Source organism: Acinetobacter sp. 1542444, assembly GCF_000581835.1.
Taxonomy (GTDB): domain Bacteria; phylum Pseudomonadota; class Gammaproteobacteria; order Pseudomonadales; family Moraxellaceae; genus Acinetobacter; species Acinetobacter pittii.
Genome location: NZ_JEYA01000009.1, coordinates 1 through 26843 on the forward strand (window position 1 = coordinate 1; position 26843 = coordinate 26843).

At 34.1% G+C, this 26843-nt stretch carries 33 protein-coding genes and 1 pseudogene; 25 read left to right on the forward strand and 9 right to left on the reverse strand.

Features of this window, described 5'->3' with window-relative positions; all coding sequences use genetic code 11:
* The 6 genes from J580_RS21780 to J580_RS21805 all read left to right on the forward strand — a co-directional run.
* A partial coding sequence (locus J580_RS21780) for a fimbria/pilus outer membrane usher protein (protein WP_032005876.1) occupies positions 1-944 on the forward strand: 944 nt, incomplete at its 5' end.
* Positions 935-1957 carry a spore coat U domain-containing protein gene (locus J580_RS21785; protein WP_032005878.1) on the forward strand — a complete coding sequence of 341 codons (1023 nt, stop codon included), beginning with the start codon at positions 935-937 and terminating at the stop codon, positions 1955-1957. The genes J580_RS21780 and J580_RS21785, both read left to right, overlap by 10 nt.
* Before the next feature lie 225 nt (positions 1958-2182).
* Positions 2183-2869 (forward strand): glutathione S-transferase family protein, encoded by a 687-nt coding sequence (locus tag J580_RS21790; RefSeq protein WP_032005879.1) that lies wholly within the window; start codon positions 2183-2185, stop codon positions 2867-2869.
* Between the two features lie 7 nt (positions 2870-2876).
* Complete coding sequence (locus J580_RS21795; RefSeq protein WP_032005881.1) at positions 2877-3638, forward strand: SDR family NAD(P)-dependent oxidoreductase; 762 nt, start codon at positions 2877-2879, stop codon at positions 3636-3638.
* A 9-nt stretch (positions 3639-3647) separates the two neighbouring features.
* The gene (locus tag J580_RS21800) at positions 3648-4331 is read left to right on the forward strand and encodes an SDR family NAD(P)-dependent oxidoreductase (protein WP_032005882.1); all 684 of its coding nucleotides are present in this window, start codon (positions 3648-3650) and stop codon (positions 4329-4331) included.
* A gap of 77 nt (positions 4332-4408) precedes the next feature.
* Positions 4409-4966: a chorismate mutase gene (locus J580_RS21805; protein WP_032005884.1), complete on the forward strand. Its 558-nt coding sequence runs from the start codon at positions 4409-4411 to the stop codon at positions 4964-4966.
* Between the two features lie 153 nt (positions 4967-5119).
* Here the strand turns inward: J580_RS21805 and J580_RS21810 are convergent, their stop codons facing one another.
* Positions 5120-5737, reverse strand: a complete 618-nt coding sequence (locus tag J580_RS21810) for a LysE family translocator (protein ID WP_032005885.1) — start codon at positions 5735-5737, stop codon at positions 5120-5122.
* A 73-nt stretch (positions 5738-5810) separates the two neighbouring features.
* Positions 5811-6641 carry a sugar phosphate isomerase/epimerase family protein gene (locus J580_RS21815; RefSeq protein ID WP_032005887.1) on the reverse strand — a complete coding sequence of 277 codons (831 nt, stop codon included), beginning with the start codon at positions 6639-6641 and terminating at the stop codon, positions 5811-5813.
* A 1289-nt stretch (positions 6642-7930) separates the two neighbouring features.
* Between J580_RS21815 and J580_RS21820 the strand changes: the two genes are divergently transcribed.
* A complete protein-coding gene (locus tag J580_RS21820) occupies positions 7931-8482 on the forward strand; it encodes a TetR/AcrR family transcriptional regulator (protein ID WP_032005889.1) in 552 nt (183 codons plus the stop codon).
* Positions 8483-8556: 74 nt separating this feature from the next.
* Here J580_RS21820 and J580_RS21825 read toward each other — a convergent pair whose 3' ends face one another.
* From J580_RS21825 to J580_RS21835, 3 genes are all read right to left on the reverse strand, one after another.
* Entirely contained in the window at positions 8557-10746 is a 2190-nt protein-coding gene (locus J580_RS21825) for a TonB-dependent receptor family protein (RefSeq protein ID WP_032005891.1), read from the reverse strand.
* A gap of 152 nt (positions 10747-10898) precedes the next feature.
* Entirely contained in the window at positions 10899-11414 is a 516-nt protein-coding gene (locus J580_RS21830; RefSeq protein ID WP_032005892.1) for a hypothetical protein, read from the reverse strand.
* 115 nt (positions 11415-11529) lie between these two features.
* Entirely contained in the window at positions 11530-12252 is a 723-nt protein-coding gene (locus tag J580_RS21835; protein ID WP_032005894.1) for a type 1 glutamine amidotransferase, read from the reverse strand.
* 266 nt (positions 12253-12518) lie between these two features.
* On the opposite strand from J580_RS21835, the gene J580_RS21840 reads away from it, so the two are divergent.
* The 10 genes from J580_RS21840 to J580_RS21885 all read left to right on the forward strand — a co-directional run bounded on the left by J580_RS21840 (position 12519) and on the right by J580_RS21885 (position 18775).
* The gene (locus tag J580_RS21840; RefSeq protein WP_032005895.1) at positions 12519-12749 is read left to right on the forward strand and encodes a hypothetical protein; all 231 of its coding nucleotides are present in this window, start codon (positions 12519-12521) and stop codon (positions 12747-12749) included.
* Between the two features lie 151 nt (positions 12750-12900).
* On the forward strand, positions 12901-13275 hold the full coding sequence (locus J580_RS21845) for a TonB C-terminal domain-containing protein (protein WP_032005897.1): 375 nt from the start codon (positions 12901-12903) through the stop codon (positions 13273-13275).
* Between the two features lie 269 nt (positions 13276-13544).
* The gene (locus J580_RS21850; RefSeq protein ID WP_032005898.1) at positions 13545-13814 is read left to right on the forward strand and encodes a hypothetical protein; all 270 of its coding nucleotides are present in this window, start codon (positions 13545-13547) and stop codon (positions 13812-13814) included.
* 307 nt (positions 13815-14121) lie between these two features.
* Positions 14122-14580, forward strand: coding sequence for a hypothetical protein (locus J580_RS21855; protein WP_005803530.1), 459 nt, complete (start codon positions 14122-14124; stop codon positions 14578-14580).
* Positions 14581-14766: 186 nt separating this feature from the next.
* Positions 14767-14967, forward strand: a complete 201-nt coding sequence (locus tag J580_RS21860) for a hypothetical protein (protein ID WP_002114613.1) — start codon at positions 14767-14769, stop codon at positions 14965-14967.
* Positions 14968-15150: 183 nt separating this feature from the next.
* Positions 15151-15660 carry a hotdog fold domain-containing protein gene (locus J580_RS21865; RefSeq protein ID WP_017386732.1) on the forward strand — a complete coding sequence of 170 codons (510 nt, stop codon included), beginning with the start codon at positions 15151-15153 and terminating at the stop codon, positions 15658-15660.
* 16 nt (positions 15661-15676) lie between these two features.
* On the forward strand, positions 15677-16249 hold the full coding sequence (locus J580_RS21870; protein ID WP_032005900.1) for a lysozyme: 573 nt from the start codon (positions 15677-15679) through the stop codon (positions 16247-16249).
* Between the two features lie 568 nt (positions 16250-16817).
* On the forward strand, positions 16818-17060 hold the full coding sequence (locus J580_RS21875; RefSeq protein ID WP_032005902.1) for a hypothetical protein: 243 nt from the start codon (positions 16818-16820) through the stop codon (positions 17058-17060).
* Between the two features lie 182 nt (positions 17061-17242).
* A complete protein-coding gene (locus tag J580_RS21880) occupies positions 17243-18349 on the forward strand; it encodes a minor capsid protein (RefSeq protein WP_032005904.1) in 1107 nt (368 codons plus the stop codon).
* 162 nt (positions 18350-18511) lie between these two features.
* Positions 18512-18775, forward strand: coding sequence for a hypothetical protein (locus J580_RS21885; protein ID WP_032005906.1), 264 nt, complete (start codon positions 18512-18514; stop codon positions 18773-18775).
* Positions 18776-18831: 56 nt separating this feature from the next.
* Here the strand turns inward: J580_RS21885 and J580_RS21890 are convergent, their stop codons facing one another.
* Positions 18832-19686, reverse strand: a complete 855-nt coding sequence (locus tag J580_RS21890) for a DMT family transporter (protein WP_032005907.1) — start codon at positions 19684-19686, stop codon at positions 18832-18834.
* A gap of 222 nt (positions 19687-19908) precedes the next feature.
* Here J580_RS21890 and J580_RS21895 point away from each other — a divergent pair, with 222 nt between their 5' ends.
* From J580_RS21895 to J580_RS21910, 4 genes are all read left to right on the forward strand, one after another.
* Positions 19909-20778, forward strand: coding sequence for a LysR family transcriptional regulator (locus tag J580_RS21895; RefSeq protein ID WP_005073761.1), 870 nt, complete (start codon positions 19909-19911; stop codon positions 20776-20778).
* 189 nt (positions 20779-20967) lie between these two features.
* Positions 20968-21099 carry a hypothetical protein gene (locus J580_RS23450; RefSeq protein ID WP_002114618.1) on the forward strand — a complete coding sequence of 44 codons (132 nt, stop codon included), beginning with the start codon at positions 20968-20970 and terminating at the stop codon, positions 21097-21099.
* 274 nt (positions 21100-21373) lie between these two features.
* Entirely contained in the window at positions 21374-21661 is a 288-nt protein-coding gene (locus tag J580_RS21905) for a hypothetical protein (RefSeq protein WP_017398397.1), read from the forward strand.
* A 247-nt stretch (positions 21662-21908) separates the two neighbouring features.
* On the forward strand, positions 21909-22271 hold the full coding sequence (locus J580_RS21910) for a NirD/YgiW/YdeI family stress tolerance protein (protein WP_032005910.1): 363 nt from the start codon (positions 21909-21911) through the stop codon (positions 22269-22271).
* A 91-nt stretch (positions 22272-22362) separates the two neighbouring features.
* Here J580_RS21910 and J580_RS21915 read toward each other — a convergent pair whose 3' ends face one another.
* The gene (locus J580_RS21915; RefSeq protein WP_032005912.1) at positions 22363-22869 is read right to left on the reverse strand and encodes a GNAT family N-acetyltransferase; all 507 of its coding nucleotides are present in this window, start codon (positions 22867-22869) and stop codon (positions 22363-22365) included.
* A 54-nt stretch (positions 22870-22923) separates the two neighbouring features.
* Here J580_RS21915 and J580_RS23585 point away from each other — a divergent pair.
* Both J580_RS23585 and J580_RS21920 read left to right on the forward strand, forming a co-directional pair.
* Positions 22924-23040, forward strand: a pseudogene (locus J580_RS23585) (hypothetical protein).
* A 37-nt stretch (positions 23041-23077) separates the two neighbouring features.
* Positions 23078-23506 (forward strand): hypothetical protein, encoded by a 429-nt coding sequence (locus J580_RS21920; RefSeq protein ID WP_032005913.1) that lies wholly within the window; start codon positions 23078-23080, stop codon positions 23504-23506.
* A 68-nt stretch (positions 23507-23574) separates the two neighbouring features.
* Here the strand turns inward: J580_RS21920 and J580_RS21925 are convergent, their stop codons facing one another.
* A complete protein-coding gene (locus J580_RS21925; RefSeq protein WP_032005914.1) occupies positions 23575-25158 on the reverse strand; it encodes an ATP-binding cassette domain-containing protein in 1584 nt (527 codons plus the stop codon).
* 261 nt (positions 25159-25419) lie between these two features.
* Positions 25420-25863, reverse strand: coding sequence for a universal stress protein (locus J580_RS21930; RefSeq protein WP_002115225.1), 444 nt, complete (start codon positions 25861-25863; stop codon positions 25420-25422).
* 290 nt (positions 25864-26153) lie between these two features.
* Here J580_RS21930 and J580_RS21935 point away from each other — a divergent pair, with 290 nt between their 5' ends.
* Entirely contained in the window at positions 26154-26381 is a 228-nt protein-coding gene (locus J580_RS21935; protein ID WP_002115208.1) for a hypothetical protein, read from the forward strand.
* 175 nt (positions 26382-26556) lie between these two features.
* On the forward strand, positions 26557-26730 hold the full coding sequence (locus J580_RS23455; RefSeq protein WP_005068723.1) for a hypothetical protein: 174 nt from the start codon (positions 26557-26559) through the stop codon (positions 26728-26730).
* Positions 26731-26843 lie beyond the last annotated feature (113 nt).

Below are 26843 nucleotides of genomic sequence, written 5' to 3' on the forward strand. Positions count from 1 at the left end.
TGGGCTATAACCAGATTAAATATAGTGACAACTCTTACAAGTTACTGTCTACCAATTTAAGTGGAAGTCTGGACAAGAACTGGGGTTTTTATGCATCTGCTTATAAAGATTATGAAAACCATAAGGACTATGGAGTTTACTTTGCGCTGAGATATACCCCGTCCAGTAAAGTGAATGCGATCACGAGTGTATCTAGTGACAGCGGTAACCTACGGTATCGCCAAGAAATATTCGGTTTGTCAGAACCACAAATTGGTTCATTTGGCTGGGGTGGCTATGTTGAGCGAGATCAGGATGCAAAAGAAAACAATGCATCGATTTATGCCTCTTACCGTGCCCGAGCAGCTTACCTGACGGGACGCTATAACCGATTTGGCGACAACGATCAGGTTGCACTTTCAGCAACAGGTTCATTGGTTGCTGCGGCGGGACGCATCTTTGCGGCCAATGAAATTGGAGACGGCTATGCGGTCGTAACCAATGCTGGGCCACAAAGCCAAATTATAAATGGCGGGGTCAATTTGGGAGAAACTGACAAGTCTGGAAGATTTCTGATTCCTAGTCTCATGCCATATCAAGTGAACCATATTTATTTAGATCCATCGTATCTCCCTCTGAATTGGAATGTTAAATCTACAGATCAAAAAACAGTGGTGGGTTACCGTCAAGGAACTTTGGTTGACTTCGGTGCTCATCAGGTCATTTCTGGATTAGTGAAACTTGTTGATCAAAGCAATTCACCGTTAATGCCGGGTTATGCCGTTCGAATTAATGGTCAGCAAGATGGGATGGTTGGGTATGACGGTGAAGTATTTATTCCAAACCTGTTAAAACAAAACAAACTTGAAGTCGATCTTCTAGATCATGGCTCCTGCCAAGTTGACTTCACTTATAACAGTAATCAGTACTCAACTAAAAAATTGGGACCTTATGTATGTCATTAAATATTATGAATAAGGCTCAAATAGAGAGCTATAAGTTTTTTCAATTGTTTTTAAAATACTTTATAGGTATTTGCTTATTTTATCTCGTTTATGCATTTTTTAGTCCGGCACATGCAGCTTGTACGGTAAGTGGGACCACAAATAACACTTTTATCTATACAGCAGCAAATATTAATAGTGATGCAATTGTAAACCTTTCAGGAACAATTACTTGCACGAATGGAGGAATAATACCTCAGATATCTCCATTTATGTGTATGAAGACAGTATTTACAGGAGCAACCACTGCGAATAATAGTGTTTCATTACCGTATACGGTCACTGCAACTGTAGGTGGGGCAGGTTCCTCTACCACCAACCAAACCTCCAATGTTTGGTATGGTCCAGTGGTAACACTTGCTTCAAATAATATTCTTAATTACTCGGTAAATGTAAAAGTACCCGCACGTACAGGATCGCTCATTGCCTATCCTCAAGGGACCTATACAGCTACGGTTCAACTATTTTGGGATATGGATCTTCTAGCGGTGTTATGTTTAGGTGATCTACTCAGCTGGGACTCTGGAAGTGTAACTTTAACTGCGAACTTTGTAGTACCAAGTCTGTGTCAATTAAACTCAACCGCAACTGTAGATTTCGGCGATATTAATGACATTGGTACGACTATGCGTGATTACACAGCGCAAGGGGCCGTGAATACGACCTGTAACTTTGGAACGCCATACAGTATTTATTTAGGGGACGGCAATAACCGTATAGCTGGGGGTTTTAGGCGTATGACTAATAGTAATAATGAATTTATTCCCTATCAGCTATATAAAGATTCTAACTATAGTACGGTATGGGATGCCACGGGAGGCGTAACCAATGTTGGGGGAACAGGAGGGGTCTCAAAAACAGGTACAGGAAGCGCTCAAACGACTACTGTGTATGGAAAGATTCCGCAAGGTACTGCCATCGCAAGTAGACCTGGCGTCTATTCTGATAGTGTTGTCGTTACGGTGACTTATTAAGCTTTCAAACTTATATGTGGAGCTCTTTTTATAGCAGAGCTCCCTATAGTTCAAAGTATATTGCTTAAAAATTATTAAGATATAAATAATAAAAATCAAATAATTCTTAGCTTTTGGAACTTGTTCGTCATCAAAAACAGTTTGACTTAAAAAAGCATTCTGTATATTTATTGATTAGTTCTAAAAAAGAACTAGATAAAGGCAATTAAAAATAAAGGTGAATAAATGTCGAATATTATTTTGCATCAATGGGAAATTTCTCCATTTTGTCAAAAAATTTCAAGAGCTTTGAGATTTAAAGGAATCTCATTTGACACAGTTAACTATAATGGCATTTTGGGGGCTAAAGTTCCTTTGCTCAGTAAAGTGGGTAAAGTACCGATAATTGACCATAACGGGCAACGGATTCAAGACAGCACTCGAATCGCGCGCTATCTAGATGAAGCCTTTCCAGACACACCTCGGCTTTACCCTGAAGATCCAAAGCAAAAAGCGCTTGCTGAACTTTGGGAAGATTGGGCAGATGAATCTCTTTATTTTTATGAAGTCTATTTACGCGTAAATGACTCAGAAGCTTTAGAAGAAGCGATTCGCATTAGTAGCATTGGTCGTCCGGCCTATGAAAAGCCCATGGTAAAAGGTTTTATTTTAGCCGAGTTGAAAACGCAGCTATTCTTTCAAGGCTTAGGACGTATGAAAGCTGAAAATGTTGAAGAAGAATTTATACGACACCTCGACCGTATTGAGCAGGTTTTATCACAAAGTGAATGGTTAGTTGGAAACAGCCAAACCATTGCAGATATTGCGGTGGTTGCTCAACTCGGTGAAGTGATTCGTACCAGTAAAAAATTTAGTAAAGAAATTTTGAATCGTCCGTTTATTGCATTATGGTATAAAAAACAAACAGGGTGAAATGTCTATGACATCAGCAACACTAGATAAAAAACAAGATTGTGCGGTTGTTATTGGCGTCGGGGCATCACAAGGTATTGGTGCAGCGGTGTGTCGTCTTTTCGCCAAAGAAGGCTTAAAAGTCTATGTTGCTGGACGTACTTTCCAGAAAATTGAAGCAGTGGCTGCCCAAATTCATGCAAATGCAGGGGAAGCTGTAGCGTTTCGTTTAGATGCAGAAGATATACACCAAGTACAAGCCCTATTTGACACCATTATAAGTCAAAATGAGCGCATTACTGCTGTAATTCATAATGTGGGAGGGAATATTCCTTCTATCTTTTTACGCAGTCCATTGTCGTTTTTTACTCAAATGTGGCAATCCACTTTTTTATCGGCCTATTTGGTTTCTCAAAGTTGTCTAAAAATCTTTAAAGATCAAAATCACGGTACGCTTATTTTTACTGGAGCGAGTGCATCTCTACGCGGCAAACCTTTTTTCGCAGCTTTTACAATGGGGAAATCTGCCTTGCGAGCTTATGCCTTAAATCTAGCCCAAATCTATAAGTCACAAAGCATACATATTGCTCATGTGATTATTGATGGCATGGTCGATGGCGATAGAGTGAATAAAGCATTATTTGGTCTGGGGCGGTTAGCTCGTCTTACGCGTGGCACTGGCGGACTCAATATTGATGCAATTGCAGAAAATTATTGGATGCTTTACCAACAAACACCTCAGCTCTGGACACATGAGTTGGATTTACGCCCTTATCAAGAAAAATTTTGAGAGACTAAAATGTTAAAAAAAATATTCCAAAGATTTCAAAAAAAGCAGGGCTGTGTTGTAGTGGCTGGTCATGACCTTCAACTGATTGAGCGTGATTTTGTAATTTTAGATAAAAATGGACATTTTCCATTACATCTTTATCAAGTTGTGCATGATTCAACCGCGCAAAATATGCAGGTCCATTCTGTAAATGATGGGGTGACAGCAGTTCAATTAAACTTAGTGAATGCAGATCACTTAAAATGCTTATTGCGTTATATTTCAAAACACGGGCATACCATTGAACTCTGTGTATTTCAGCCGAGTTTTTCATCTTCGCCCAATATCGAAGCTTTATCTTTAGAAGAGATTGAACACAGTTGGCAGACCACAGGTTTAAGTGCAGTAAGTGTCGCTCAAACTGTGATTAAGCCTATGCTTAAACAACAGCGAGGCACAGTTATTTTTCTTGGCGCACCCTCTAATCACTCGACCCATTACGATGTGTTAAGCCAAAGCATGTTTGCTAGCATTCGAGCTTTATCGCAGTCATTGGCAAGAGAGTTTCAGCCTAAAGGTATTCATGTTGCTTATTGCATGGTTGAAAAATGGGAAGGGCAAGACAAGCACTTTACCTCATCTCTTAAACAAGTATGCCAACACATCTATCAACAACCTGATTCTGCATGGAGCCAAGAACTCAGCCTATCTTAAAATTTTACTTTCGCATGTTCTTGAAATACAGTACTGAGCTGAAATGATCATAGAACAATAATTTTGGTAGGTTTTAAATGGTGAATATAACGAGTTTTCAGCGAACTGTTCAGATCGTGTCGACCTTGGCAGCTTTTATGTGTATTTCTTCACTCGCCCAAGCATATCAATATGATCAAACTGCTCGTTTAGTTAACGAGCGTTTAGCTTATATGAAAGATGTAGCAGGTTATAAAGCAGAGCAGCATTTACCTATTGAAGATTTAACTCAAGAAAAGAAAGTTCTGGATCAATCACTTTCTGAAGCCGAATCTTTTGGCTTAAATAGCGAAACAGTAAAGCCATTTATTGTGAGTCAAATGAATGTTGCCAAGGCCATTCAATATCGCTATCGGGCTGATTGGTTGTCGAGCCCTGAAAGCAATTGGAAGCCACAAGATTTAGCAGAAGTACGTTTAAAAATTAGTTCTTTAAACACTGAGCTTCTAAAAAGTATCGCCGATGAACTTAAGAAAAATAACAATAAAGCGCCTCATGGCTGTAGCTATATGTGGCCTGTTCAGCATCCTCAACTTAAAGAAGCCGACAAAAAAGCTTTATGTGTGGCATTAAACAAAATTAAGTTAAAAGACTGAATTTCTTAAATCGGAGTATAAATTGCTGATTAAATCCATATTAAATCAGCAATATCTTTAAGCCTAAATTTGTAGAAAAATACTTGGATGAGTAGTGAAATACTTTAGAGGGAAACGCTTTTTCCCTAAAAAGCGTTTACAGTATTTTTTAATTTATTGAACAATTAATAAAACAGCGAGAATGAAAAATATACAGCCACTAATTTTATTTAACCTGGCAAAGTTATTTCCAGATAGCATTTTTTCTTTAAAGATTGAAGAAAAATTAGCATAGACCAGATGAATTAAGAATCCGATAAGGCAAAAGGTTAAAGATAACACTAAAAATTGATTTATTATTTTTTCTTTTATATCAATAAATTGTGGAAAAAGAGCAATAAAGAAAACAATAGTTTTAGGGTTTAGAAGAGAAGCGAACAAACCTTGATAAAATAATTTGGACTTTCTAACAGTTTTTTCACTTGTTTCGGTATCTAATAAGTCTTGAGAAGGGGAAGTTTTCACAAAGTTCTTATAGCCTAGATACATTAAATAGAATGCACCTATAAATTTTAAAACAATAAAAATAGTGGGATTACTAGTAATAATTAAACCAACGCCACTAGCCGAAATGACTGCAATGACAAACATACCAATAATTAAGCCAATAATGCCAAATAATGCAGTACGAACACCGTAATTTATTGAATTTGTCACTGTAAATAAGACACCAGGCCCTGGGCTTGATAATGTAAGAAAGGCAATTGTTATGAAAACTAGTAAACCACTCACTTAATATATCCTTCTAAAAATGAATTATTTATATTTAAAAAGCCTTCTGATGTTTCTCAGAAGGCTTTTAATTTTATGCGCTTGCCAATTCTTTAACTGAATCTAAAGTACTTTTGTCTCTCACCTCAAAAGCAACAAGACCTTTCCAATTATTTCGATTAATAGTCTCGATAAAATCAGAATAATTTACAGTACCACGGCCAATACTAAAGTGTTGATCTTGCTCGCCATTGTTGTTGCTAAAAGAAATACCCTTAATTTTTTGATGGTATTTTTCTACAACGGCAATAGGGTCACCTTCACCCACATTTGCATGGCCTGCATCTAAAAAGAAATACACATTTTTATGATCAATTTTGTTGAAAACATAATCGTACTCTTCCATATGGGTAAAGACATAATGGAACGGACGATAGTGTTTATAGTTTGATAAATTCTCTAAATAAATATCAACTGATTTTTCAGCCGCATATTCAGCGAGTTCTTTAATAGACAAAATATAGTTGTCTAGAGCTTTTTGTTTAGCGAGGACAATTTTTTTAGGTTCAACAATACCACCACCATGAATCACTAAAGGTGCACCAATCTTTGCGGCAATATCAATCTCTTGTTTAACATATGCCACAGCAGCTTCACGTAAATAATCTACATCGCTACCTAATGGGGCTTTAAAATTACCGTGGAAAATAGGTTGAACATTATATTTTTTTATTAAGTTATTTAGATTTTCAATTCGTTCAGAAGACCAATCTGGAACCATTTCTCCATGTAGACTTCCATCTACATACCAGTGAGTACAACCATCATTAAATGCCTTAACAATCCCTTCTTCGGCTGGCAAATACTGCTGATGTGCGATTCCAGAAGCAAAGTTAAGATAATTCTTTATTAAAGGCGAATTCATTTTTATGTTCCTGATTTATTGAAGATATTTGGAGTATAATTATTTATTCACTATTTCCCCCGCCGCCATATTATTTTTATTCTCTTGTAAAAATACATCAGACTAAAGTTGTATTTTTATATAAAAATTATACGTGTATATAGACAGGTCTGTATGTGGCAAAATATATCAATTTTTTTAATATTTCTTTACGAGTAAAATAAAATATATATTTTTTTTAAAAACTTACATTTTTTTAATAAATTGATATTAGCATTTTATTACATTTTTTTTGTGTGTAATTAATAACCTTATAGAGTTATTATCTATTTGATAGATTAAATTATATTCATCAAAATGTATTATTTTTCTCTAATACAGTTGAATTATTAAAATTTAGTCTGAATTTAAAACATAAATTACCAAGTTTATTATTTCAGGTGTAAATGAGAATTGTTTTGTATATTTTGAATCTTATTGCAGATAATATTTTTAACTCAAATTGACCTAGGGGTAGAATGGGGAGGGGGAAATCATTCAATAGCCATAGTTGCTATTCTAAATCATTAAATAGACGAAGTAGTTATATTGGTTCTAGTAATAGTTCCTCTGAGTGCCTGTGTAGTGGATCAAATAATTGGATCAGATATCGTAAAGGGACTTATTGTATTATATTAGGTGGTAATAAAAGATATCCATAATTAAGGTGAAATACTAAAAAGTATTTGTTATTTAAAGATCTTTTTATATTCAATACTATCACTTCTTCAATTTTGAACATTGACACCTAAAATCTCTCCGATTATCCTTTGCCTGCTGGCCACATTGCCAGCCGACTTTGACAGGTCGGATAGCCAACGCACACGAAAAAGTCTCTCTTTTTTGTGGGCATCCCTGCGTGCCCCCTCTGCGGTGGAACGGGAGGGGGACACCTTCGGGTGTGCTGATCTTTTGGCTATCAGTCTGTCAACCTTCTCTCGTTTCACCACCATTATTTGACAGTAATGCGGTGAAATTTCTTTATAGCCAAAGGAGTTCGCTCATGCGTACTATTTCTTCTTTATTGGTCTTTGCCAAAATCTCTCTATACATTCCATTTAAACAGTCTTTCAAATGGTTTAATCGACTCTAGGTTTTTTGCACCTTAAGAATCGTTACGACTAAAAAATCATAGCAACAATAAACCTGAGATAGGCGAGCACACCTTTTTTGTGCCGTTTTTGCATGCTTGTTTTTAACGCTCAATTTAAGAGTGACAGCATTTCTATCTCATTTACTTACAACAAAAAATTATTTTAAACGGTATAAAAATGCCAAATTTAGAAGCATCATTTAGAGCACTTCGCGTGTTACACGCGGCAAGAGATTTGTTTAAACAATATGGGTTTTATATTGGGATTGACCGAATTATTGAAGAAGCCAAAATTCCCAAAGCCACTTTTTATAACTACTTTCACTCCAAAGAAAGGCTCATTCAGATGAGCTTAACTTTTCAAACAGATGCATTAAAACATGAGGTGTTTTCAATTATTCATTCGTACCGTGAACTCATGGCATTCGATAAACTTAAGAAAGTTTACTTTTTACATGCAAACTTAGAAGGCTTTTATCGTTTACCATTTAAAGCCATTTTTGAAATTGAAAAGCTTTATCCTGCGGCCTATAAAATCGTGATTGACTACCGGAACTGGTTCATTAAAGAAATTCATAAATTCCTTTTAACTGTAAAAGTTAACGCTACAGTTGAAGATGCCTACATGTTTTTATTTGTGATTGATGGGGCAATGGCCCAGCTTTTAAGTGCGAATAGTACTGATGAAAGGGATAAATTATTAGAATATTTTATGTCAACGCTCGCTTAAATTGATCCATATTCTAGTGTTTAACTTATGAAAAAGCCCTCCGAAGAGGGCTTTTTATTCAATTTGGTTTAGCTTTAAAAATCAAAAGATGTTTGTAGATAGAACGTACGTGGCAGTCCTACATACTTACCGCCAGTAGAGTCTGTTGAGCGAGTAAAATATTGCTTATCAAAGACATTTTTGATTCCACCAGCGATTTTTAAACCTTTAACTTGTGAACTTAAGTCATAAGAGGTACGTAGCGCAAAAGTGGTGTAACCCGGAATATCTCCATATTTACCATCAGCAGTTTCTTCTGTTTGATAGACATTACTATCTGGAAGATCTGGTGAATGCTGCTTAGATTGAGCAAACATATCCGCATTTAAAGACCATTTATCTACTGTGTAACCTAACCCAACATTACCGACATGACGCGAGTAAAACGGTAGGTCTTTATCTTTAAATTGACCAGCTTCAGCCACTGCTTTGGTGAAAGTATAGTTTCCATATACTTTTAAGCCTTCCAGTGCATCAGACAATTGTCCGAAATCATAGCTAATACCTGTTTCGACACCTTTATGGCTGGTTGCCCCTAAATCTGTCCAGATTCCGTTATTAGCAGCATCACGAACCAATGAAAGCTCTTTATCAAAGTCTAAATAGAACACGGTAAATTCGGCATTTAAACCATTGCCCAAATATTTGGTGCCAATTTCATAGTTGTTCGACTTTTCAGGATGTAAGCCTTCGGTTGTAGCCGTTGCGGTTGTTCCTTCAAGACGAGCTAATTGACTGTATTGCTGTGGACCGAACGATACGCCTGCGTTTGCAAATATATTCCAGTTTTCATTTGCTGAGTACATCACGGATAAACTTGGTAAAAATTCGTCTGAATCAATTTTTGGATAAACAGTATTAGGTTGTCCTTTGCTATAACCTGTGAAGTTATTATGGGTTTCAATTGATTCGAAACGAACACCTGGTGTAATCGTCCAACGGCCGAGTTCCATACGGTTGTCGATATATACAGCATGTGCTTTAGTACCGCCTTCGCTGCTACTACGCGGAGCAAAATCTGGCACTGATGAACCTGCCGCATAAGATGCAGTACGTCCTGCAAATTCAGAACTTTCTTCTTTTAAATAGCGATAGCCAACCGTTACTTCATTTTGAGTATTACCAAATTCATAAATACGTGAGTAACGCGGTTCAATTGCATAGACTTTATAATCACGTGGAGCAGAATCGAGACGTTTTTGCCCATTCGCTAGTGTAGTCTCAAGATTACTAGTACGGAAAGAGTCGATGTAGTAACTCAAAACTTCGAAGTTATTTTTTTCATCTTTATGGTTATAACGTAAAGAGACATCTGTGCGTCGACCTGCAAAATAGTTTTTTTCACCAGAAGACTGATAAGGGTTTTCAGCATATTGCGCTTGAGTTAAACCCTCTGGCATTTCGCCTCGACCTTCATAATGATGCAAATTTAAAGCAACCGAGTCTTTATCATTAAATTGATAAGCAGACTTTAGCATTACGTCATCGATATCAATTTTATTGTTAGCTTCTCGATAACCGTTTCCTTTGGTCCCTGAATATAAAAGGGCAAGGCCTAAACCATTATCTAAAGTTCCACCCACAAATAGATTAGGGCTCAGTTTTACTTGGTCAGTACCAGAAGCATATTCTGAAGTTAGGCTAACAGTTCCGCTAAAATCTTGAGGAATTGAGCGAGTCGCAAAGTTAATAATTCCGCCTACGTTTTGAGGTCCAAAACGTACCGAACCTGCACCGCGCACAACGTCAACTGACTCAATATTACCAATCGAAACAGGAGCTAAAGATAACTGTGGCTGACCATAAGGTGCAAATGAAAGTGGAACGCCGTCTACTAGAACTGTTGAGCGAGGTGATAGGCGGGATGCTAAACCACGAACCCCAATATTGAGTGAAATATCACTACCGCCTGTTCCACTACTGTCTTGAGCTTGAACTCCAGGAACTTGCTTTAGAGCTTCGCGCAGTGAAGTTGCCGCCGTTTCATCTAAACGCTTACGGTCAATAATAGTTCGAGCGCCAGCATGTTTGTGAATAGTTTCTGCATTTGCTTCTTCTAACCAGTTACCTTGTGCCTTAATGGTAATAGTCGGTAATGCACTAGTCGTTGTATCTTCAGCATGTGCAGGAAGTGCCAGATAAGTACAAGCAATTCCGATTGCATAGCTAAGCTTAGAAACTTTGAACTTAAAATTTGGTAGTGAAAGAGGGGTTGAGCGGTCCATGTTTATGTATCGAAATCCTAAACGATAATTATAATCATTATAGCGAAAAAGTAACAAAATTTTATAAATGTAAGTTAATTTTTTTAGAAAAACTAAACATAGCTTTTCACTAATCATTTTCACAGAACAGCCCTCCCAAGAGGGCTTCAAATTTATTTAAAGTTAGGTTGATTTAAGATTTTGTAGACCTTTTCTTTATATACATCATTAGAAATAACACCTTTATCTCGCTGTTGTTTTAGCGATTTAAACTGTTGGCCACGAATTTCTCTTTGAATCCCCACATTATCATGATGTCTCATGTAGTAAAGACTACGCTCATGATCGCTCATATTCACTGTTTCATCAGTAAATGAAGAAGGCTTTGATTCATTTTCTTGATATTGTTTTGCAATTTCAAAAAAATCTACGTTTTGGGAATGAGGAGAGTCAAATGAATTTTGTTGTTCAGTCAGCTGATGGTTCTGAGTGTTAGCATTTATTTCAAGCATACTTTTATGCTGATTAAATCTAGGGCGGTTATATTCTTGTTTCGTTTGAAATGTGTTTGTTTCAGCAAAAGTGGAAGAAGAAAAAAGCCCAATATTTAAAGATAAAAAAGTTAATAAAAATCTATTCATTTCTTTGGGAGTCCAATTGAAATTGAGTAAATCACTGTATTGTAACATTAAAATTTGATTTTTGAAGGTTTGACTTCAAGTATGCTTGATCAACTGGTAAATAATAAGATCTGTAGCGGAGCGTAAAAGCCAATTTAAAAAGGCTTTTTACACTCATTTTTTTTTAAGATCGTTTTGAATATTCTTCTTTCAATTTATCCAGAAAAATAAAGAGGTTTTGATTCATTTCTTGATAGTCATGCGCCCGTAATTCTTCACGAGTATTCACAAATTTATAATTGTGAGCATCATTTAACTCGACTTCTGAATGTTGAATCAGCAATTCAACTACTTCTGAAGTTAATTCCATATGACATTGTAGGCCATAAACTAATTTGGAATATTCAATAATCTGTCTTGGACACCCTGCGCTAAAAGCAATAATTTTTGCGTTGGGAGTTAAGCCTGGCATGTCGTTATGCCAATGGCCAACTTCGGTCATTTTTCCTAAGTGAGAAAACTTAGAATGTGTTATTCCATATTCTGTAAGCATAATTGGAAACTTACCAATTTCTCGCTCAGGGCTATGTTCAAATTTGGCGCCCAAAGCTTCACCGATCAATTGAGATCCTAGGCATACCCCAATAACCACTTTATTTGCTTCAATTGCTTTTTTAATGATTACTTGTTCGGCTAATGAATTAAAGTGAGGGCACATATCTAATGTAGTATCGGGACTTTGTGGGCCACCCATTACAATAAAAAAGTCGATATCTTCAACAGAAGTTGGCAAAACTTCATTTAAATACACTCTTGAATAGGTAATTTTGAAGTTATTCATTTTGCCCCAAATTTCATATGCCCCAGGCACTTCAAAATCTTCATGAACAATAAAATGTAGCCGCATAATAATCCTTAAAATCTAAACGTTAATAAATAGATCATTGGTTAAAAATCAAGGAAATCTTAAAATTAGAATAGAGTCTTTAATACATCCAGTTTTGAAAACCTATATGGGCCAGCTTTATTTGTTTTTATAGAAGTTGAAATTAGTTATTTCTTTTTAAAATACATTCGATATATTTATTGTTAAGTTAAACTAAATTATTCTGGTGTGACAATAGCAGTTCAATTTGTTAAATTGTGTAGCTTTTATCAAAGTGGACAAAATTTATGAAGACATTTTTAGTTATATCTTTATTGGGTTTTGGGCTGATTGGTTGTGCTTCATCTCCATATAATTCTCAAGAAAATTATTTGAATAAACCTCCAATAGTTCCAGAGAATAAAGCTTTTAGTAGTTTTAAAACACCTGAACACGGGATTTTTACTGATCGAGATGTCTATAATATAAATATATCAGAAAATTCAAATCTAAATTTTCGTTATGAAGTTCCTTTTTAATGAAAATAAAATATTAACTAAAAAAAGGGAAGAGCAAAGGTGGCCTCACACCTTTGCTAACTCATAATAATTAATGATTAATACAACCTTTTGGGTGGTTTTTTAAATTCTAAACTGTTAAATTTTAGTTATTGAAAATAAGGTATTTTAAATGAAAAACTTCGCTATTGTTGCTTCTTTATTTTTGTTAGTTGGGTGTGCCACAGGTCACAAACAAGTCACTCCTGCGCCAGTGGCTGATAATAAAATTATTTCAGAGGCTGAAAAATATAAAAAACAATATCAAAAGAAAATTTATAAAACATGGGATATTCCCAAGTCTTCTACAGGTATGAGTGCAAGCGTTAAAGTCTTTTTAACGGATACTGGCGAAATTGAGCAAATTATCTTTTTAGATAAAGAAGAGCAAAAATTTAAAACAAGTATTGAAAAAGCTATTTGGCGTTCAAGTCCATTTGTTTTACCATCTAATCCGGAAGTAAGAAAACAAGCAAGAAAATTCAATATTAAATTTCAGGTAAAATAAAAGAAGATCTTACTAAACATAAGGAGCGGATTTAAAGGATTTTCGTTTATTTATATTAAATTCGCCCCTTTGTTATAAATATCTTTAATACTATTTACTTTAAAATTTTGATGTTACAGAAATATTAAATATACTAATTAATATTTTTTGATAAACAAAATATAAAAATTAATAACATTTTTATCAAAAAGTTAAAGAAATAAAACTTTAAGTACATAGCGAATTAATATAAAAGAATATGTAAATCTATAAGTTTATCAAGAAAAATTATGAGTGAAGTGAAAAAATCTCTTAAAGAAAGTAAGACAACATCAGTTGTAGCATGGGTTGTGATTTTGTTTGGAATTGTCTTAGGCTTAGCTTTTATTTTGTCATATGGGCAAGTTGAAACTCGAAATGAGAATTTAGACATTATTCAAGTATGGTCTAAAGAAATGGTCACTGTTGGTCTTTTTATTATATTTAATGGACTACTTTTCGGTTATTTGTTTTTAAAAATTAGTAGTATTTTGAATCACCTTGAAAACAATAAAAATTAAAAAATATCTTAGTAAATTAATATCTTATATAAGCATATTTCATATTAAATGGATGGTAAGTTAGTATTGGAAGTATTGCTCATGTATAAAAATAAATTGAAAGAAAATTTTTCAAAATCTTCTTTTATTTTGGTGTCTTATGTTGCATGTTTCACATTTTTCAATGCTTTTGATAAATGCATTACTATTAACTTTCAAAAACCTTGTATTTCTTACATTTAGTTGATGAGTTTTACCCTATCTTACATAAAAAAATAATAGTTTAAAGAAGTATATAAATATACGCATGAGAAGATAGGAGGTTACGATGCCAAAATATCTAGCTATAGCAGATAAGGTTTATAAAAAAATTAAAAATGACAACTTGTTTTCTGATGATGTAATAGAAAATTTAAATTGTTTGGTTGGGCTTATTCGTAATGCGATAAAAGGTACTGAATTCAAATTAAAGTATAATTTTATTAATTTTGAAGACTGCTTAACTAAGCCCATCGAGCAATGCTCGGTAAAAATTGATTTTAGTCTTATGCCTAAGTTTGATAATGAAGGTGAGTTTATTTTATGGCTTGCAGGATTTATTGAAAGAATAACTGAGGGAGGTAAAGCCAAATTTCCTCCTATTTCTCAATTGGTCCCTCAAGGCTTTAGTATGGGAAATGAAAATATTCCAGTAACTACTTTACCTGTAAAAGAAGAAAATGCAGAAATGATTGTTAATTATTTTAAATCAGATGATTATATTAAAAATAATAAACTACCTTCTTAAAATATATAAAAGTTATAAGCCAATTATCTCTATCAATTTAGAGCTTAGTAACCGCCTTCGAGGGCGGTTTTCTTTGTTATATGTATCTTAAAGTGTCTGTTACATAAATGATGATTGTTTCATGTTGAATGTATCTGTTAATTATTTGAGCATGGTATGAGACAAGTGAAGTAAAGGATAAATCTCATGATAGATGAAGAAAAACCCTTAAATTTTGATGATGATGAAGAGCCTCTTGATTTTGCAGATGAAGAATTTATCGATGATAAAAAAGAGGATGAGTTGTATAACAGTATTACCAAAGATGGCTCTAGTGTCGATCCGGCAGATGATGGTGAGCGACATATTCGACCTGAGGATGGCGATCCTATAGAAGTCGAAGAATAATCTATAGCCCAATTTTATATTGGGCATTTTAATTTCTAGCGTATTTGGTTGAACAACAACAAACCCTAGATGTTATTCAAAAATTATCATTAATGACTTAAAAAACATGAAAGTTAAGCAATGAGTCTAGAGATATGAGGCTATATATTTATTAAATTCTTATTCTCAGCCAGAAGTAAAACTATGAGTAATTATATTTATAAATTTGCCAACCAAATCAAATATAACGCTGTACCACCAATTAATGACGTTTTGCTCGCTTTTAGAACATTGAAAGCAATACCAGGTGGATTAACGTTGTTGTCAAAAGTTGTTAGCCGTGTTGCTCCATATTTTCAAACAGTAAATCCAATTATTCAAAAACTAGATGCTGACGTGTGTGAAGCTTTCATCAAAAAGAATAAATCAGTCGAAAATCACATAGGAACAGTTCACGTTATTGCCATATGTAATGGATTAGAATTTGTTATGGGTGTACTAACAGAAGCATCTATTCCTCAACATTTAAGATGGCTACCTAAAGGCATGAACGTAAATTATGTCGCCAAAGCCGATTCTGATATTAGAGTCGTCGCAACAATTGATGAAGAATGGAAAGTTGGCGATATGCAAATAAAAGTAAATGCCTATAGAGCAGATGGACAGCCTGTAGTTCAAGGGTATATTACCCTTTGGGTTACAGAGAAAAAGTAAGATGACAGAGGATTAGATGCAAAAAATATTGGATTATCTTTGCAAGCTTTTTACTACCAAGTCTCGGTCACGTGCCGCTACAAATAGTCCGATTGCTACCGCAACAGACAATGGCGATGAGGAAATTGGTTTTGCGGTAGATGAGATGTCTCTGAGTCAGGAAGGGGTAAACAATATTTGTAATTTTGAAGGATTAAGGCTCAGTGCTTATGATGATGGCGTAGGTGTCTGGAGCATTGGTTATGGCACAACCAGATACCCAAACGGTTTGAGCGTTCAAAAAGGTGACACATGTACTCTTGAGCAGGCCAAAGCATATATGCAGCATGATTTGAAAATATTTGAGCGTGCAGTCAATGGCGCTGTAAAAGTTCCTTTAAAGCAAAATCAATTCGACGCATTAGTCTCACTAAGTTATAACATCGGGGCAGGAGCCTTTAAAAAATCGACCTTATTAAAAAAATTAAATTCAGGTGATTACAAAGGGGCCGCAAACCAATTTGATGTATGGGTAAACGCAGGCGGTAAGCGTTTGGCTGGATTGGTTAGACGCCGTGCTATTGAAAAGAAATTATTTTTAGGATCATAGTCTTTTTAATTTTTATAGGCTTTTATCAGAAAAGCCGTTCCGATCTTTAATAAAATCTAGGCATAAAAAAAGCCTGATGCTACGAATCAGGCTTCAGTATTCATCGACAATAGGAGTTGATGAACATGACCAATCTAACAGACCTGTTCGGTAAAGGCAAACCGAGGCTTGAATTGCTGAGTCAGATCAAAGTAATTTTTCCAAATTACACATATTAAAAAAGCCCTTGCTCGAAAGCGAAGGGCTTAGTCATTCATTGATCTACCAATGAACTATATAAGGCTCATCTCATACTAAGTTCAGTATATCTGAAATTGGAGCAACTGAGAAGAAAACCTTATAAATACCTTTTTCATTCTATTTAAACTTAATTTATTTGGGCGTATAGCAAGTTACATCATTGGTAAATCAATACACAAAACTTGCACTTTGCATTTTTATGGATGTGGTATTTGTGTAGGCTCTGATTGGATTAGGAAATAAAACAATAGCTATCTTTTAACGGTGCAATATGAAGTTTTGAACATATTGAAGACATCAGGAGCTAGATGTAACCAAGGAAGTAAATATGAATTTGATTAGATTAGAAGAACTTTCATTGATGAGTAATGCGGTTTTAACACCTCAATTAAACAATTGGCCATGTATACAATCAGCAAATTTAGAAGATACTGATTGTCAGAAGCATAGAGATAGTTTTTCCGAAAAATCTGATAAAAAATTTCATAAAGAATGGCGAAAACAACAAAAGAAAATACTTAAAAATATTCCGAGTAATGCTGTTTTACTCAGCATTAAAGAGATGGTGTAGTTAGACACGAGACAAGTTTATAAAGATATAAATTACAAGGATAAGCTATTAGCTAAATAACTTTACGTAGGTACACTTGTTAGTCATAACTTATTCTAGAGATATTAATAATAAGCAAATTACATAAGGTAAGGCAGAAAATAGAAAATAACAAAAAAGGCAATTCTGTAGAGGTAATTTTTATGGTTAATCTTCATCAGAAATCACTTTTTGATGTTCTGACTCAACATCAAGCTTATCTATATCGAGCATCTTCAAGATCAGTTAATGAACTTCTTAATTTATTTAATTCCGAAACAGTTAACATGCTTACCAAACTAAGTAAGCTGTTAGATGAGCTAAATGAAAAGGAAAAAACTGCATTGGCGGGGGGGCTTTACTCAACAGCCCCATTAAAAGAGATACGTGCACTGATTTCTCAGTGGTTTAATACCACTAACGATGTGCTTATTGAAACTTTTACCATCTCTGCTGTGGCATTGGCTGTCTATGAAGCCAAATATATGTCAAAAGTTTTTGGTGGCAAACATAAAGAGTTAAAAGGTGAACAGCTCTATAAAGCTGCTAAACGTGTTCCTTTAGCGGGTGGAGCATTGGTGGATGAGTTATTTTCTACAATTGCCGAGGTCGCCCGTCAAAGAGTGGAGTATGCAATTCGGGATGGCCTCAATACTGGAGCGACGAATCAACAAATTATTCAAAGGATTCTTGGGACTAAACGCCTTAAATATGAAGATGGACTACTAAATAGCTCTAAGATTGATATTGAACGAACTGTGCGTACGATTCGAAGTCATATATCCAATCAGGCCTATTTAAACAGCTATAAACAGTTAAAGTTTGAATATGTCAGATTTGTAAGTGTTCTTGATGGCAGAACCTCAAAAGTATGTGCAGCCCTTGATAGTAGTGTGTGGAATATCAATGATCCTACAAAAAAAGTTCCGCCTTTGCATCCTCATTGCCGTAGTATTCTAGTTCCAACTCATGAAAATGGTCAGCTAGTTGGCAACCGAGCCTTCATTATGGATGAGAGAAAATTTAGGGATATTCCTAAAAATGAACGTGAACATTTAATTGGCCAATTAGATGCAAATATGTCATTTAAAGAGTTTTTTAAACTAACAGATGATTTTTTTCAAAAAGAGTGGTTAGGGCCTAAAAGATATCAACTATATAAAGAAGGAGAATTTGACTTTGATAAGTTTTTTGACCCAGAAGGACGGTTATATACACTTGAGGAGCTTAAAGAACTTGATGAGCGAGCTTTTAAAGTATTGGGATTGTGAGAGAGAGTAGAAGTATTAGAAATAGGATTTTTATCTTGAACAACTTTTTTAGTTTTAACTAAATACACAAACCTAAACAATTAGTTGAAAAAAGTTTCAATAATCTAGCCAGATAGCATGTTAAGTTTTTCTCAATCATAAAAATTTAGAAAGGATCAAAACATGAAATTTTCCTACCAAGATCTTGCTGGAAATAATATTGAAGTGGAATGTGAAAGTTATATTCATATTCCATCAGGAACAGCTGTAAAATCTACAGAAGCCGGCAATTACCATATTACTGAAAATTTCAGCTTCTATAAAAAAACTCAAGCTGATTCTGTGCCCATCTATCGATTTGCTATTGATCGTAATTCTAATGTTTTTAATAGCGATGAACTGCCAGCATTAGCTCAAATTGGTAAAGATTGGAAAAGTTTAGACTAGTCTTTAACTCAGCATAAAGCCCTCATTCGAGGGTTTTATAATGTACCTTAAATGAGTTATTTCTTTTTAAATACAAGCGTTAAGCCTATTAAAATTGCAATCATTCCTATTAAGCCCGCAAGCGGCAACTTATTTTTTAAAATTAAAAAATCTAAAAGTGCAGTAACGACAGGCACTAAATAAAATAGGCTTGTTACATTTACAAGATTGCCCTGATTTAGAAGACGGTAAAGTAAAAGTTGAGCAACTACAGAAATTAAAATTCCAAGGAATAAGGCCGAAATAATGAGTTGTGAATTCCACGTTATTTCAAAATGTTCAAATGGAACTATAAATAAACAAACTAGAAGGCTAACTATATATTGGAGCGGTAAGACATCTGTTGGGGCTTGTTGAATGTTTTTTTGCATGATGGCACCAAAAGTGATACAGATCAGTGCTGCTAAGGCAAAGAATATTCCGATTGGAGCGATAAAAGACATAGTTAAGCTTTTCCACACTAAAAGTATGAGTCCGGCTAAAGCAATCAATAGACCTAATAATCTCTCTTTTTGTAAATTCTTTTCTAAAAGACAAAGCGTCAAGATTGGCTGTATTCCCATGATTGTGGCCATTAAACCAGGGGTGACTCCGTGAGCCATGGCTTTAAAATAACAAATTGAATAACCTGCAATAATGAGGAGTCCAGTTAATAAAACTTGCTTTCGAGTTCCATGTTTAGGTAAAAGTCTTTTTGTAAAAATAGCAATTAACAATAAAACAAACAAAGCTGTGGCAAAGCGCAGAATTAATAATGCTATAGGTGAGGCACTGTCGAGTCCCCATCGAGTAAAAATCGCAGCGCTTCCCCAAAGTAAAACGAAAGTGGATGTCGCACTTTGTGATGCAAGCATCTGTTTATTTAGGCGCATAAAACCTCCTCCTAGTGCGTAATACCTAAGAAATACGAAGTGATAAAATTGTTAGTAAGGACAATGATTAACGAGTTATTCAGTTGTTAATCAATTCACCGATAGCGACGTTAAAAATAAATTGTTTTAACTTCTTATAAGCTCAGTATGAAAGAGACAATAAATAAAGAAAAGCGCATAATTCTTTTATATACTATTTGAAAATCGAATAGATAAATTCTAATGACTTTAAAAAATTTACAGATTGATTGGCTAAAGTGTTTTGTCACCGTAGTAGATACAGGCTCTTTATCAAACGCAGCACCTGAGTTATATCGGTCACAGTCAGCTGTTAGCATGCAACTAAAAAAACTTGAAGAAGCCCTACATTGCCAACTTTTAATACGAACGCACCGACAAATTGAATTAACGTCTCAAGGACAGCTACTTTTAGGTTATGCGCGCCGTATTCTTGACTTACATGCAGAAGCCCAAATGGCTTTTCACGGAGATGAGCTGAAGGGGCGTATACGCCTTGGGGTGCCCGATGATTATGCTGCAAAATATTTAACGCCTGTACTTAAGCGTTTTGCTCCACGTTATGGAGGTGTTGAAATTGAATTAATTTGTGAGCAGTCTACTTCGTTAATACCACGGGTAGAAACTGGGGATATAGACTTGGCATTAATTTCGAGAGATAACGCTCGTCAAGGAACACTTTTATTTCATGAACCAATGGTGTGGGTAGGCTCTCCACAGTTTGAACTCTGGCGAGAAGATCCACTCCCAATTGCAGTTTATGAAAGTACTAGTCAAGCCAAAAAGAGTGCTATTAATTCTTTGGCCTTACAGGGACGCCGTTATCGGGTAGTATACAACAGTTCAAGTTTAGCTGGTCAAATTGCAGCAGTGGAAAGTGGTTTAGCAATTGCCGTGTTCACCCAGTGTAGTGCACCCGAGCATTTAACTATTTTAAGTGCTGATCATGGCCTAGGACCTTTAGAACCTATGGAGGTCGCTGTTTACCGAAGCAGGGCATCTTTGGAGTCTAAAGCTGTGGATCACTTATATGACTTACTCCTCAAAACGCTCAGGCATTCAGTTAATATTTAATTTAAGTTTATTTTAGGTGCTCGGCTTTGAAATTGTTGAGTTAAATTTAAATGAGCACTTAAAGTCAAAACTAAATAGCTTTACATTTTTGCGCTAAATCTACAAAAAAGCCTAGAAACCTATGCTGATCGTAAAACTAATAAAAAGTATTTATTAACTCATCAATCTAAACAATTCATGAGGTGAAACATGACAAAAATTATAGCGACCTTGGGTTTAGCCGCCTTTATCTCTTTGAGTGTGAGTGCTTGCCAAGGTGAAAACGACACAAAACAGCAAGATAAAACCACAACTCCTCATTCAATGGATAAAGATTCATAATCTAAATGAATGCTCAAAGCCCATCGTAAGATGGGTTTTTTTATATCTTTTTATTTTTGTCTTAAAGTGTGATTTGTAACTCAAAATATTTATTTTTAATGGCGCCATTCAAAATATGTTGACTAATACACTAGGTTTTAAATATATTTAAATTCGACACTAATTATTTTAAATAGAACTCTATATTTAAAGTAAATTGGTTCAAATATCCTCAGATCAGAAATTTAACCTTTAAGTTTGATTATAAAAATATTAACTAATCAAGGAGGTAGGTATGGACGCTAAATTTCATTCTGAAAATGAATATGGTTTTATTTTAAATATATTGAACAACTATGTTGTTATAAAGAAGACATTAAAAGATGATCATTATCCTTATGATTCATTTGGTTATCTTCTTGCTCTTTATCAACCACTAAAAGTCTATATTCCTCAGCTTCCACATCCAAAAATTTATATTGAGGTTGGTGGAATTTCTTATGACAGAATGATTGTTATGCAAACTGAGGACGAGACAGAAGCCATAAATATTTTATTGAATTTAGGACAACTTGTTGCTTAACAATGAAGTGATATTTTAATGCTGAGTTTAATTTACTTAAGAAAAAGCTTTCTTAAGTAAATTCACGAAAAAATAAAGGCCATAAAATAGTTGTTGGAAAAGAGAACTTAAAGAAATTTTTTAATGTTACTATTTATTCTCATTAAACAAAGAACTTAATAAGATACAAAAAGCCACAAAAGCTAAATCTATAACTTTAAAAGAATTTGTTTATATAACTAAGAATATTAAAAAGTAGGTAATCGTCATGAAAAAAATACTTTTAACAGCATTGGCTGGATTTGCTTTATTAGGAAGTAGTGCTGTGATAGCTAAACCAGATGCTGCTTTATTAAACGAAGCAACAAAAAATGTAGTCACAGTGTCCAAAGTAAAAACTTTGGCTGATGAATCTGGAGTAACTTTAACTGGTACGATCGTAAAGCATATTGCTGGGGATCATTTTGAGTTAAAAGATGCTACGGGTTCAATCATAATTGATATCGATGATGACTTATGGAAACCTCTTGAGCTAAAAGCAGGGGATAAAGTACGTGTCGTTGGTGAGATAGATAAGCATAGAGTTAAGCCTACCGATATTGAAGTTTTCCAAATTGAACGTGTTAAATAAAAGCTAATGTTTTAAGTAAATATTGTTCAAAAACAATGAAAAAGAAAACTCCTGTTTTTAGGAGTTTTCTTTTGAAGATAGTAAGTTTTTATTATTGCGTTGCATTAAAAGCCTCATGGTATTTGACATTAGCTTTTGGAATATTGCCCGAGAAAGTTAGAGCCTGAAAATATTCACTTGGTACATCAGGCAAAATTAGCTCAGGATAATTTTTAAAACCAAATCGGCTGTAATAATTTGGATCACCTAATAAAACACATCCTTGAGCGCCAAGTTGTTTTAATTTTTCTAGTGATTTATTGATGAGAAGAGAGCCAACACCGCATCCTTGTTTATTTGGATGAACTGAGATAGGACCTAAACCATACCAACCTATTTCGCCTGAGCTAATCTCAACCGGAGAAATAGCAATATGTCCAATAATAGACTCATCTTCAATTGTAACGAGAGAAATAGTAAGTTGTCCGTGAGCTCTGAGACTATTAACAATAAAATGCTCGGTATGACTTGTGTGCTCAGCATTTTGAAAAGCTGCTTTTGTCAATTTTTCAATGGCTTCAATATCTTCGGCTTGCTCATCACGAATAATAATATTCATTAAAAATTCTTCCAGACTTATAGATTATCCATATACTTTAACTTTTAAATAATTATTGAAAAGAAAGATAATTTAGATTTCTAAAATACTTTATTTGTTACTGGTTATAAAAAGCAACTACTACTCATCAAACTCATACATAAAGTAAAATTTTATAAAAATCATTTTTAATATAATCACTTTAAAAATAATTTTGAGGGTCAATAAGTTGAGAAAAATCATTAAAATATTATTACTATCTACGCTTATTTCAGCTACTTCGTTCACTATCTATGCCAAAAATGCTGAGCAAAAAGTTAATTTTTTACAAAGTTCACCACATACCACTTTAAATGGAAAATTTCAGGGCTATGATGATGTAAGGTATAGAATTTATGGAAAAAAAGGCCAAATATTAAAATTCGATATCAATAGTCTGGGGAATTTAGCCTACATTAATATTTTTGCACCTGGTAAAAAACCAGGTAAAGATAATGCATTGTTGATTGGCTCAACCATAGGTTTTAAAGGAGAGCTTACTTTACCAGTTGACGGCGATTATATTATTCAAGTTTATCAAATGCGTAATAGTGCTCGTAAAAATAAAACTGTGAAATATAATTTAGATCTCGAATTATTAAACAAGGTGAAAAAATAATAACTGATGAAATTTACTAGCTCTCAAATGAGAACTAGTAAATTTGAAAATTGGTATATTACTAACGATCACATTAAAGAAAATGACTCATGAATGCCCGAGCTTTCAACAAACAGTTGATCATGTGAAACGAGCAATACCGCACCTTCATAACTCTGAATAGCATTAGCAAGTAGCTCTCTAGATTCAATATCCAAATGATTTTCTGGTTCATCTAATAACAGAAGTTCAGGTGCAGGTTTTATCTGGCTAAGGGCCAATAAAGCTACTTTTAATTTTTCACCACCACTTAACTGAGACAATAGTTGGATACCTTTATCTCCACGAATTCGAAGTTGACCTAGCAAATTTCTCCATTCGAGTTCTGAAAGTTCATTATTCATGTGAGATAAATTTTCAATAACAGTCATTTCATCACAGAAAAAGCTAAAGTTCTGGTCGAGATAGAAACACTCTACAGATAAGTGAATGCTGTCACAGGGTTGATTGTTCTCTGCATGAATTGCCTTAAGTAAAGTTGATTTTCCAATACCATTTTCTCCTGCTATGTGAATTTTTTGAGCTGCTTGTACAGCTAGATCGATGGGTTTTTGAGTACCATGTTTCAGTTTCAATTTTTTAATCCGCAGAATTTCACCAGATTTCTTATGAAAAGACGGGAAGAAAAACTGTTGAGGTTTAACCATTTCGAGAAACAATTTCTTATCTTTTAAATCATTTTGACTGTTCGAAATCTGACGTTGGTGTTGAGACTGTATAACAGCAATGCTTTGGCCTGCTTGTTCCTTTTTAAAGTCGAGCAAAATCTTGGCTTGAGAATTTGATTCTCTTAATTTATTGCCAGCACGCTCACGTTTTTGAGCTTTCATTAATACATCATGTTGCTTTTGCTTCATGTGCTTAACTTCACGTTGGCTCTGTTGAATAGATTGCTCTAGAGCTGCAATATTGGTTTGATACTGCCCATAAAATTTTTCATAATTTCCGGTGGTGTGATGTAGACCATGTTCATTTAAATGATAAATATGGTCGACTTCATTTAATAAAGTCCGATCATGGCTAATGATAAGACTACCTGCCGGGTGTTTTTTTAAATGATCGATTAACCATTGTCTAGATTCCTGATCTAGATGATTACTAGGCTCATCAAGTAATAGATAGTGGTCTGATTTTAAAAATAAACAGCTTAGAGCCAATTTAGTTTTTTGACCTTCACTTAAATTTTTAACTGGGAAATCTAAATCTGTTGGTAGACCAGCAGATTCTAAGAGGTTGTTCCATAAAGTGGGCAGGTCCCATTTACCTTCCAATAAATCATAGTCATCGAAGTCGGCATTACCTTGTTCAACTCTTTTAAAAGCGTCGTAAATATCTAAGATATCTAAGGCTTCAGCAATCGTCAGTGCCGTCAAACGATGCAATTGTGGTAAATACGCATGTTTTACATGCCAAGATATTTGCCCTGATGTAACAACTGAATCTAATGCAAATGTCTCATTTAATATTTGCATAAGCAAAGATTTGCCTTGGCCATTACGACCAATTAGGGCAGAGACCTGATTCGATTCAAGACTAAAATTTAGATGCTTAAACATTACCTTTGAAGGGAACTCTAAGGTAAGTTGCGATATTACACATGCCTGCTGAGTCATAAAAAACCTCATAAATACAGGATGTACAAAATAGGAGAATGATAATTTTTAATAGAGACAGTAAATCACAAAAAATAGTCTATTTTGCACATCAAAAAAAGAAAAAATTGATGAGAAAAAAGACTTACTTCATTGGCGTGACTCACGAAATTGATGGAATAGTGAACTATTCTATAGGGTTTTTTAGTGGGTGTAAAATTTCTATAAGTTATTTTATTAAAAAACCCAATCATAGGATTGGGCTTTTATCTTTAAAGAATTTTACTCTTTTACAACTAAAACTTGAATCTTGGTGCTATTTAAAACATCTTGAGCAAAGCTACCCAAAATTAGTTTTTGGAAACCTTTACGACCGTGCGAACCAATCACAATTAAATCAGAACCTAAGTCTTCTACGGCTTTCAAAATACCATCTGAAGAAATTTCACCTTGGATGATTTGAGTCTCTGCATCAATGCCTTCTTCAGCACATAAAGCTTTAACTTTTGCGAGAGTTTTTTCTGCGTTGGCGCGTGCTTCAACAAAATAATCTTTTACAACAGGTGAGATGTAATAAAAATCTACGCCACTAAAAGGATCTACCGCAACCAAACTAATGGCGGTCAATTTACTACCAAATGCTTTTGCAATGTGAGCTGCTTGTCGAGCTGCTGCTAAAGAAATCTCAGAACCATCTACTGGTACAATAATATGTTGGTAATTCATGATGTTATTCCTCTTATTTACAGTTGTTATATGTATGAAGCTTTTATTAATTAAAGATTAACATATTTCATTCTATGGAGACATCTATTCAATTAAAAGTAATTGAAATTAAATAAATTATATATAAATCAAATAATTGAATTGATTGCTTTGCTGGTTTTGAACTGATAAGTATGCTGTAGACCAATAATTGTTAATATTTACATGAAAATTACAAAAAATTACGGTTCATATTTCTGTCACAAAGAAGCCGTATAACAAAATAGTAAATTAAAGGGGGGCTAAGAAAGATGGCAGATTTAACAGCAAAGAAAGTCAATAAACTCATTGAAGAGTTTAGTCAAACAGGTAAAGAACCTCAAAAGTTAATCATTGGCTACAAAACTTATGCAAGACTGATGACTGAAGATAAATTTGCAGAAAAAGTTGTTCCTTCACTAGAAGACTCAAAAGAACGCTTATATAAAAACTTAAAAATTAAACTTGTGACTGAAAAACATTATTTTGAAATTAAATAAAACTTATGTGAACTTCATCACTTTCTATTAAACTAAATTAACATTAAATAAGTTTAATAACATTATTAATGTATGATGATACAAAATAATAGTGTAATCAACATTTGAAAACAGCAATCGTTTATAAACTCGATAGAATAAATTGCTTTTATTTTAAGTAGTGGAATAAATTGAAATGCCAACAATCAGTGTAATTATTTTTTATATTTTAGCTATATTAGGCGGTATAACAATTGTTTATGGATTAATCAGTTTAAGTGTTTTTTTAATTACAATCGGATTGGCTCTATTATTTGCAGCACTTTTATTAAAAAAAGAATTTAAAATAGATATTTTATTTTGGCAATAAATATAATATTTATTTGTAATTTAATTTATTTATAAACATATTTCGATACAACTGACATAAAAAAATGTCAGTTTTTAAAAGATTAAATTAAGTTTTTGTATAGATATGTGGTT

What these genes read in the sequence shown, in the direction of transcription:
- J580_RS21785 (WP_032005878.1), top strand. Translation starts at nt 935, where the DNA reads ATGTCATTAAATATTATGAATAAGGCTCAAATAGAGAGCTATAAGTTT.
- J580_RS21790 (WP_032005879.1), top strand. Translation starts at nt 2,183, where the DNA reads ATGTCGAATATTATTTTGCATCAATGGGAAATTTCTCCATTTTGTCAA.
- J580_RS21795 (WP_032005881.1), top strand. Translation starts at nt 2,877, where the DNA reads ATGACATCAGCAACACTAGATAAAAAACAAGATTGTGCGGTTGTTATT.
- J580_RS21800 (WP_032005882.1), top strand. Translation starts at nt 3,648, where the DNA reads ATGTTAAAAAAAATATTCCAAAGATTTCAAAAAAAGCAGGGCTGTGTT.
- J580_RS21805 (WP_032005884.1), top strand. Translation starts at nt 4,409, where the DNA reads ATGGTGAATATAACGAGTTTTCAGCGAACTGTTCAGATCGTGTCGACC.
- J580_RS21815 (WP_032005887.1), bottom strand. Translation starts at nt 6,641, where the DNA reads ATGAATTCGCCTTTAATAAAGAATTATCTTAACTTTGCTTCTGGAATC.
- J580_RS21820 (WP_032005889.1), top strand. Translation starts at nt 7,931, where the DNA reads ATGCCAAATTTAGAAGCATCATTTAGAGCACTTCGCGTGTTACACGCG.
- J580_RS21825 (WP_032005891.1), bottom strand. Translation starts at nt 10,746, where the DNA reads ATGGACCGCTCAACCCCTCTTTCACTACCAAATTTTAAGTTCAAAGTT.
- J580_RS21830 (WP_032005892.1), bottom strand. Translation starts at nt 11,414, where the DNA reads ATGTTACAATACAGTGATTTACTCAATTTCAATTGGACTCCCAAAGAA.
- J580_RS21835 (WP_032005894.1), bottom strand. Translation starts at nt 12,252, where the DNA reads ATGCGGCTACATTTTATTGTTCATGAAGATTTTGAAGTGCCTGGGGCA.
- J580_RS21840 (WP_032005895.1), top strand. Translation starts at nt 12,519, where the DNA reads ATGAAGACATTTTTAGTTATATCTTTATTGGGTTTTGGGCTGATTGGT.
- J580_RS21845 (WP_032005897.1), top strand. Translation starts at nt 12,901, where the DNA reads ATGAAAAACTTCGCTATTGTTGCTTCTTTATTTTTGTTAGTTGGGTGT.
- J580_RS21850 (WP_032005898.1), top strand. Translation starts at nt 13,545, where the DNA reads ATGAGTGAAGTGAAAAAATCTCTTAAAGAAAGTAAGACAACATCAGTT.
- J580_RS21855 (WP_005803530.1), top strand. Translation starts at nt 14,122, where the DNA reads ATGCCAAAATATCTAGCTATAGCAGATAAGGTTTATAAAAAAATTAAA.
- J580_RS21860 (WP_002114613.1), top strand. Translation starts at nt 14,767, where the DNA reads ATGATAGATGAAGAAAAACCCTTAAATTTTGATGATGATGAAGAGCCT.
- J580_RS21865 (WP_017386732.1), top strand. Translation starts at nt 15,151, where the DNA reads ATGAGTAATTATATTTATAAATTTGCCAACCAAATCAAATATAACGCT.
- J580_RS21870 (WP_032005900.1), top strand. Translation starts at nt 15,677, where the DNA reads ATGCAAAAAATATTGGATTATCTTTGCAAGCTTTTTACTACCAAGTCT.
- J580_RS21875 (WP_032005902.1), top strand. Translation starts at nt 16,818, where the DNA reads ATGAATTTGATTAGATTAGAAGAACTTTCATTGATGAGTAATGCGGTT.
- J580_RS21880 (WP_032005904.1), top strand. Translation starts at nt 17,243, where the DNA reads ATGGTTAATCTTCATCAGAAATCACTTTTTGATGTTCTGACTCAACAT.
- J580_RS21885 (WP_032005906.1), top strand. Translation starts at nt 18,512, where the DNA reads ATGAAATTTTCCTACCAAGATCTTGCTGGAAATAATATTGAAGTGGAA.
- J580_RS21890 (WP_032005907.1), bottom strand. Translation starts at nt 19,686, where the DNA reads ATGCGCCTAAATAAACAGATGCTTGCATCACAAAGTGCGACATCCACT.
- J580_RS21895 (WP_005073761.1), top strand. Translation starts at nt 19,909, where the DNA reads ATGACTTTAAAAAATTTACAGATTGATTGGCTAAAGTGTTTTGTCACC.
- J580_RS23450 (WP_002114618.1), top strand. Translation starts at nt 20,968, where the DNA reads ATGACAAAAATTATAGCGACCTTGGGTTTAGCCGCCTTTATCTCTTTG.
- J580_RS21905 (WP_017398397.1), top strand. Translation starts at nt 21,374, where the DNA reads ATGGACGCTAAATTTCATTCTGAAAATGAATATGGTTTTATTTTAAAT.
- J580_RS21910 (WP_032005910.1), top strand. Translation starts at nt 21,909, where the DNA reads ATGAAAAAAATACTTTTAACAGCATTGGCTGGATTTGCTTTATTAGGA.
- J580_RS21915 (WP_032005912.1), bottom strand. Translation starts at nt 22,869, where the DNA reads ATGAATATTATTATTCGTGATGAGCAAGCCGAAGATATTGAAGCCATT.
- J580_RS21925 (WP_032005914.1), bottom strand. Translation starts at nt 25,158, where the DNA reads ATGACTCAGCAGGCATGTGTAATATCGCAACTTACCTTAGAGTTCCCT.
- J580_RS21930 (WP_002115225.1), bottom strand. Translation starts at nt 25,863, where the DNA reads ATGAATTACCAACATATTATTGTACCAGTAGATGGTTCTGAGATTTCT.
- J580_RS21935 (WP_002115208.1), top strand. Translation starts at nt 26,154, where the DNA reads ATGGCAGATTTAACAGCAAAGAAAGTCAATAAACTCATTGAAGAGTTT.
- J580_RS23455 (WP_005068723.1), top strand. Translation starts at nt 26,557, where the DNA reads ATGCCAACAATCAGTGTAATTATTTTTTATATTTTAGCTATATTAGGC.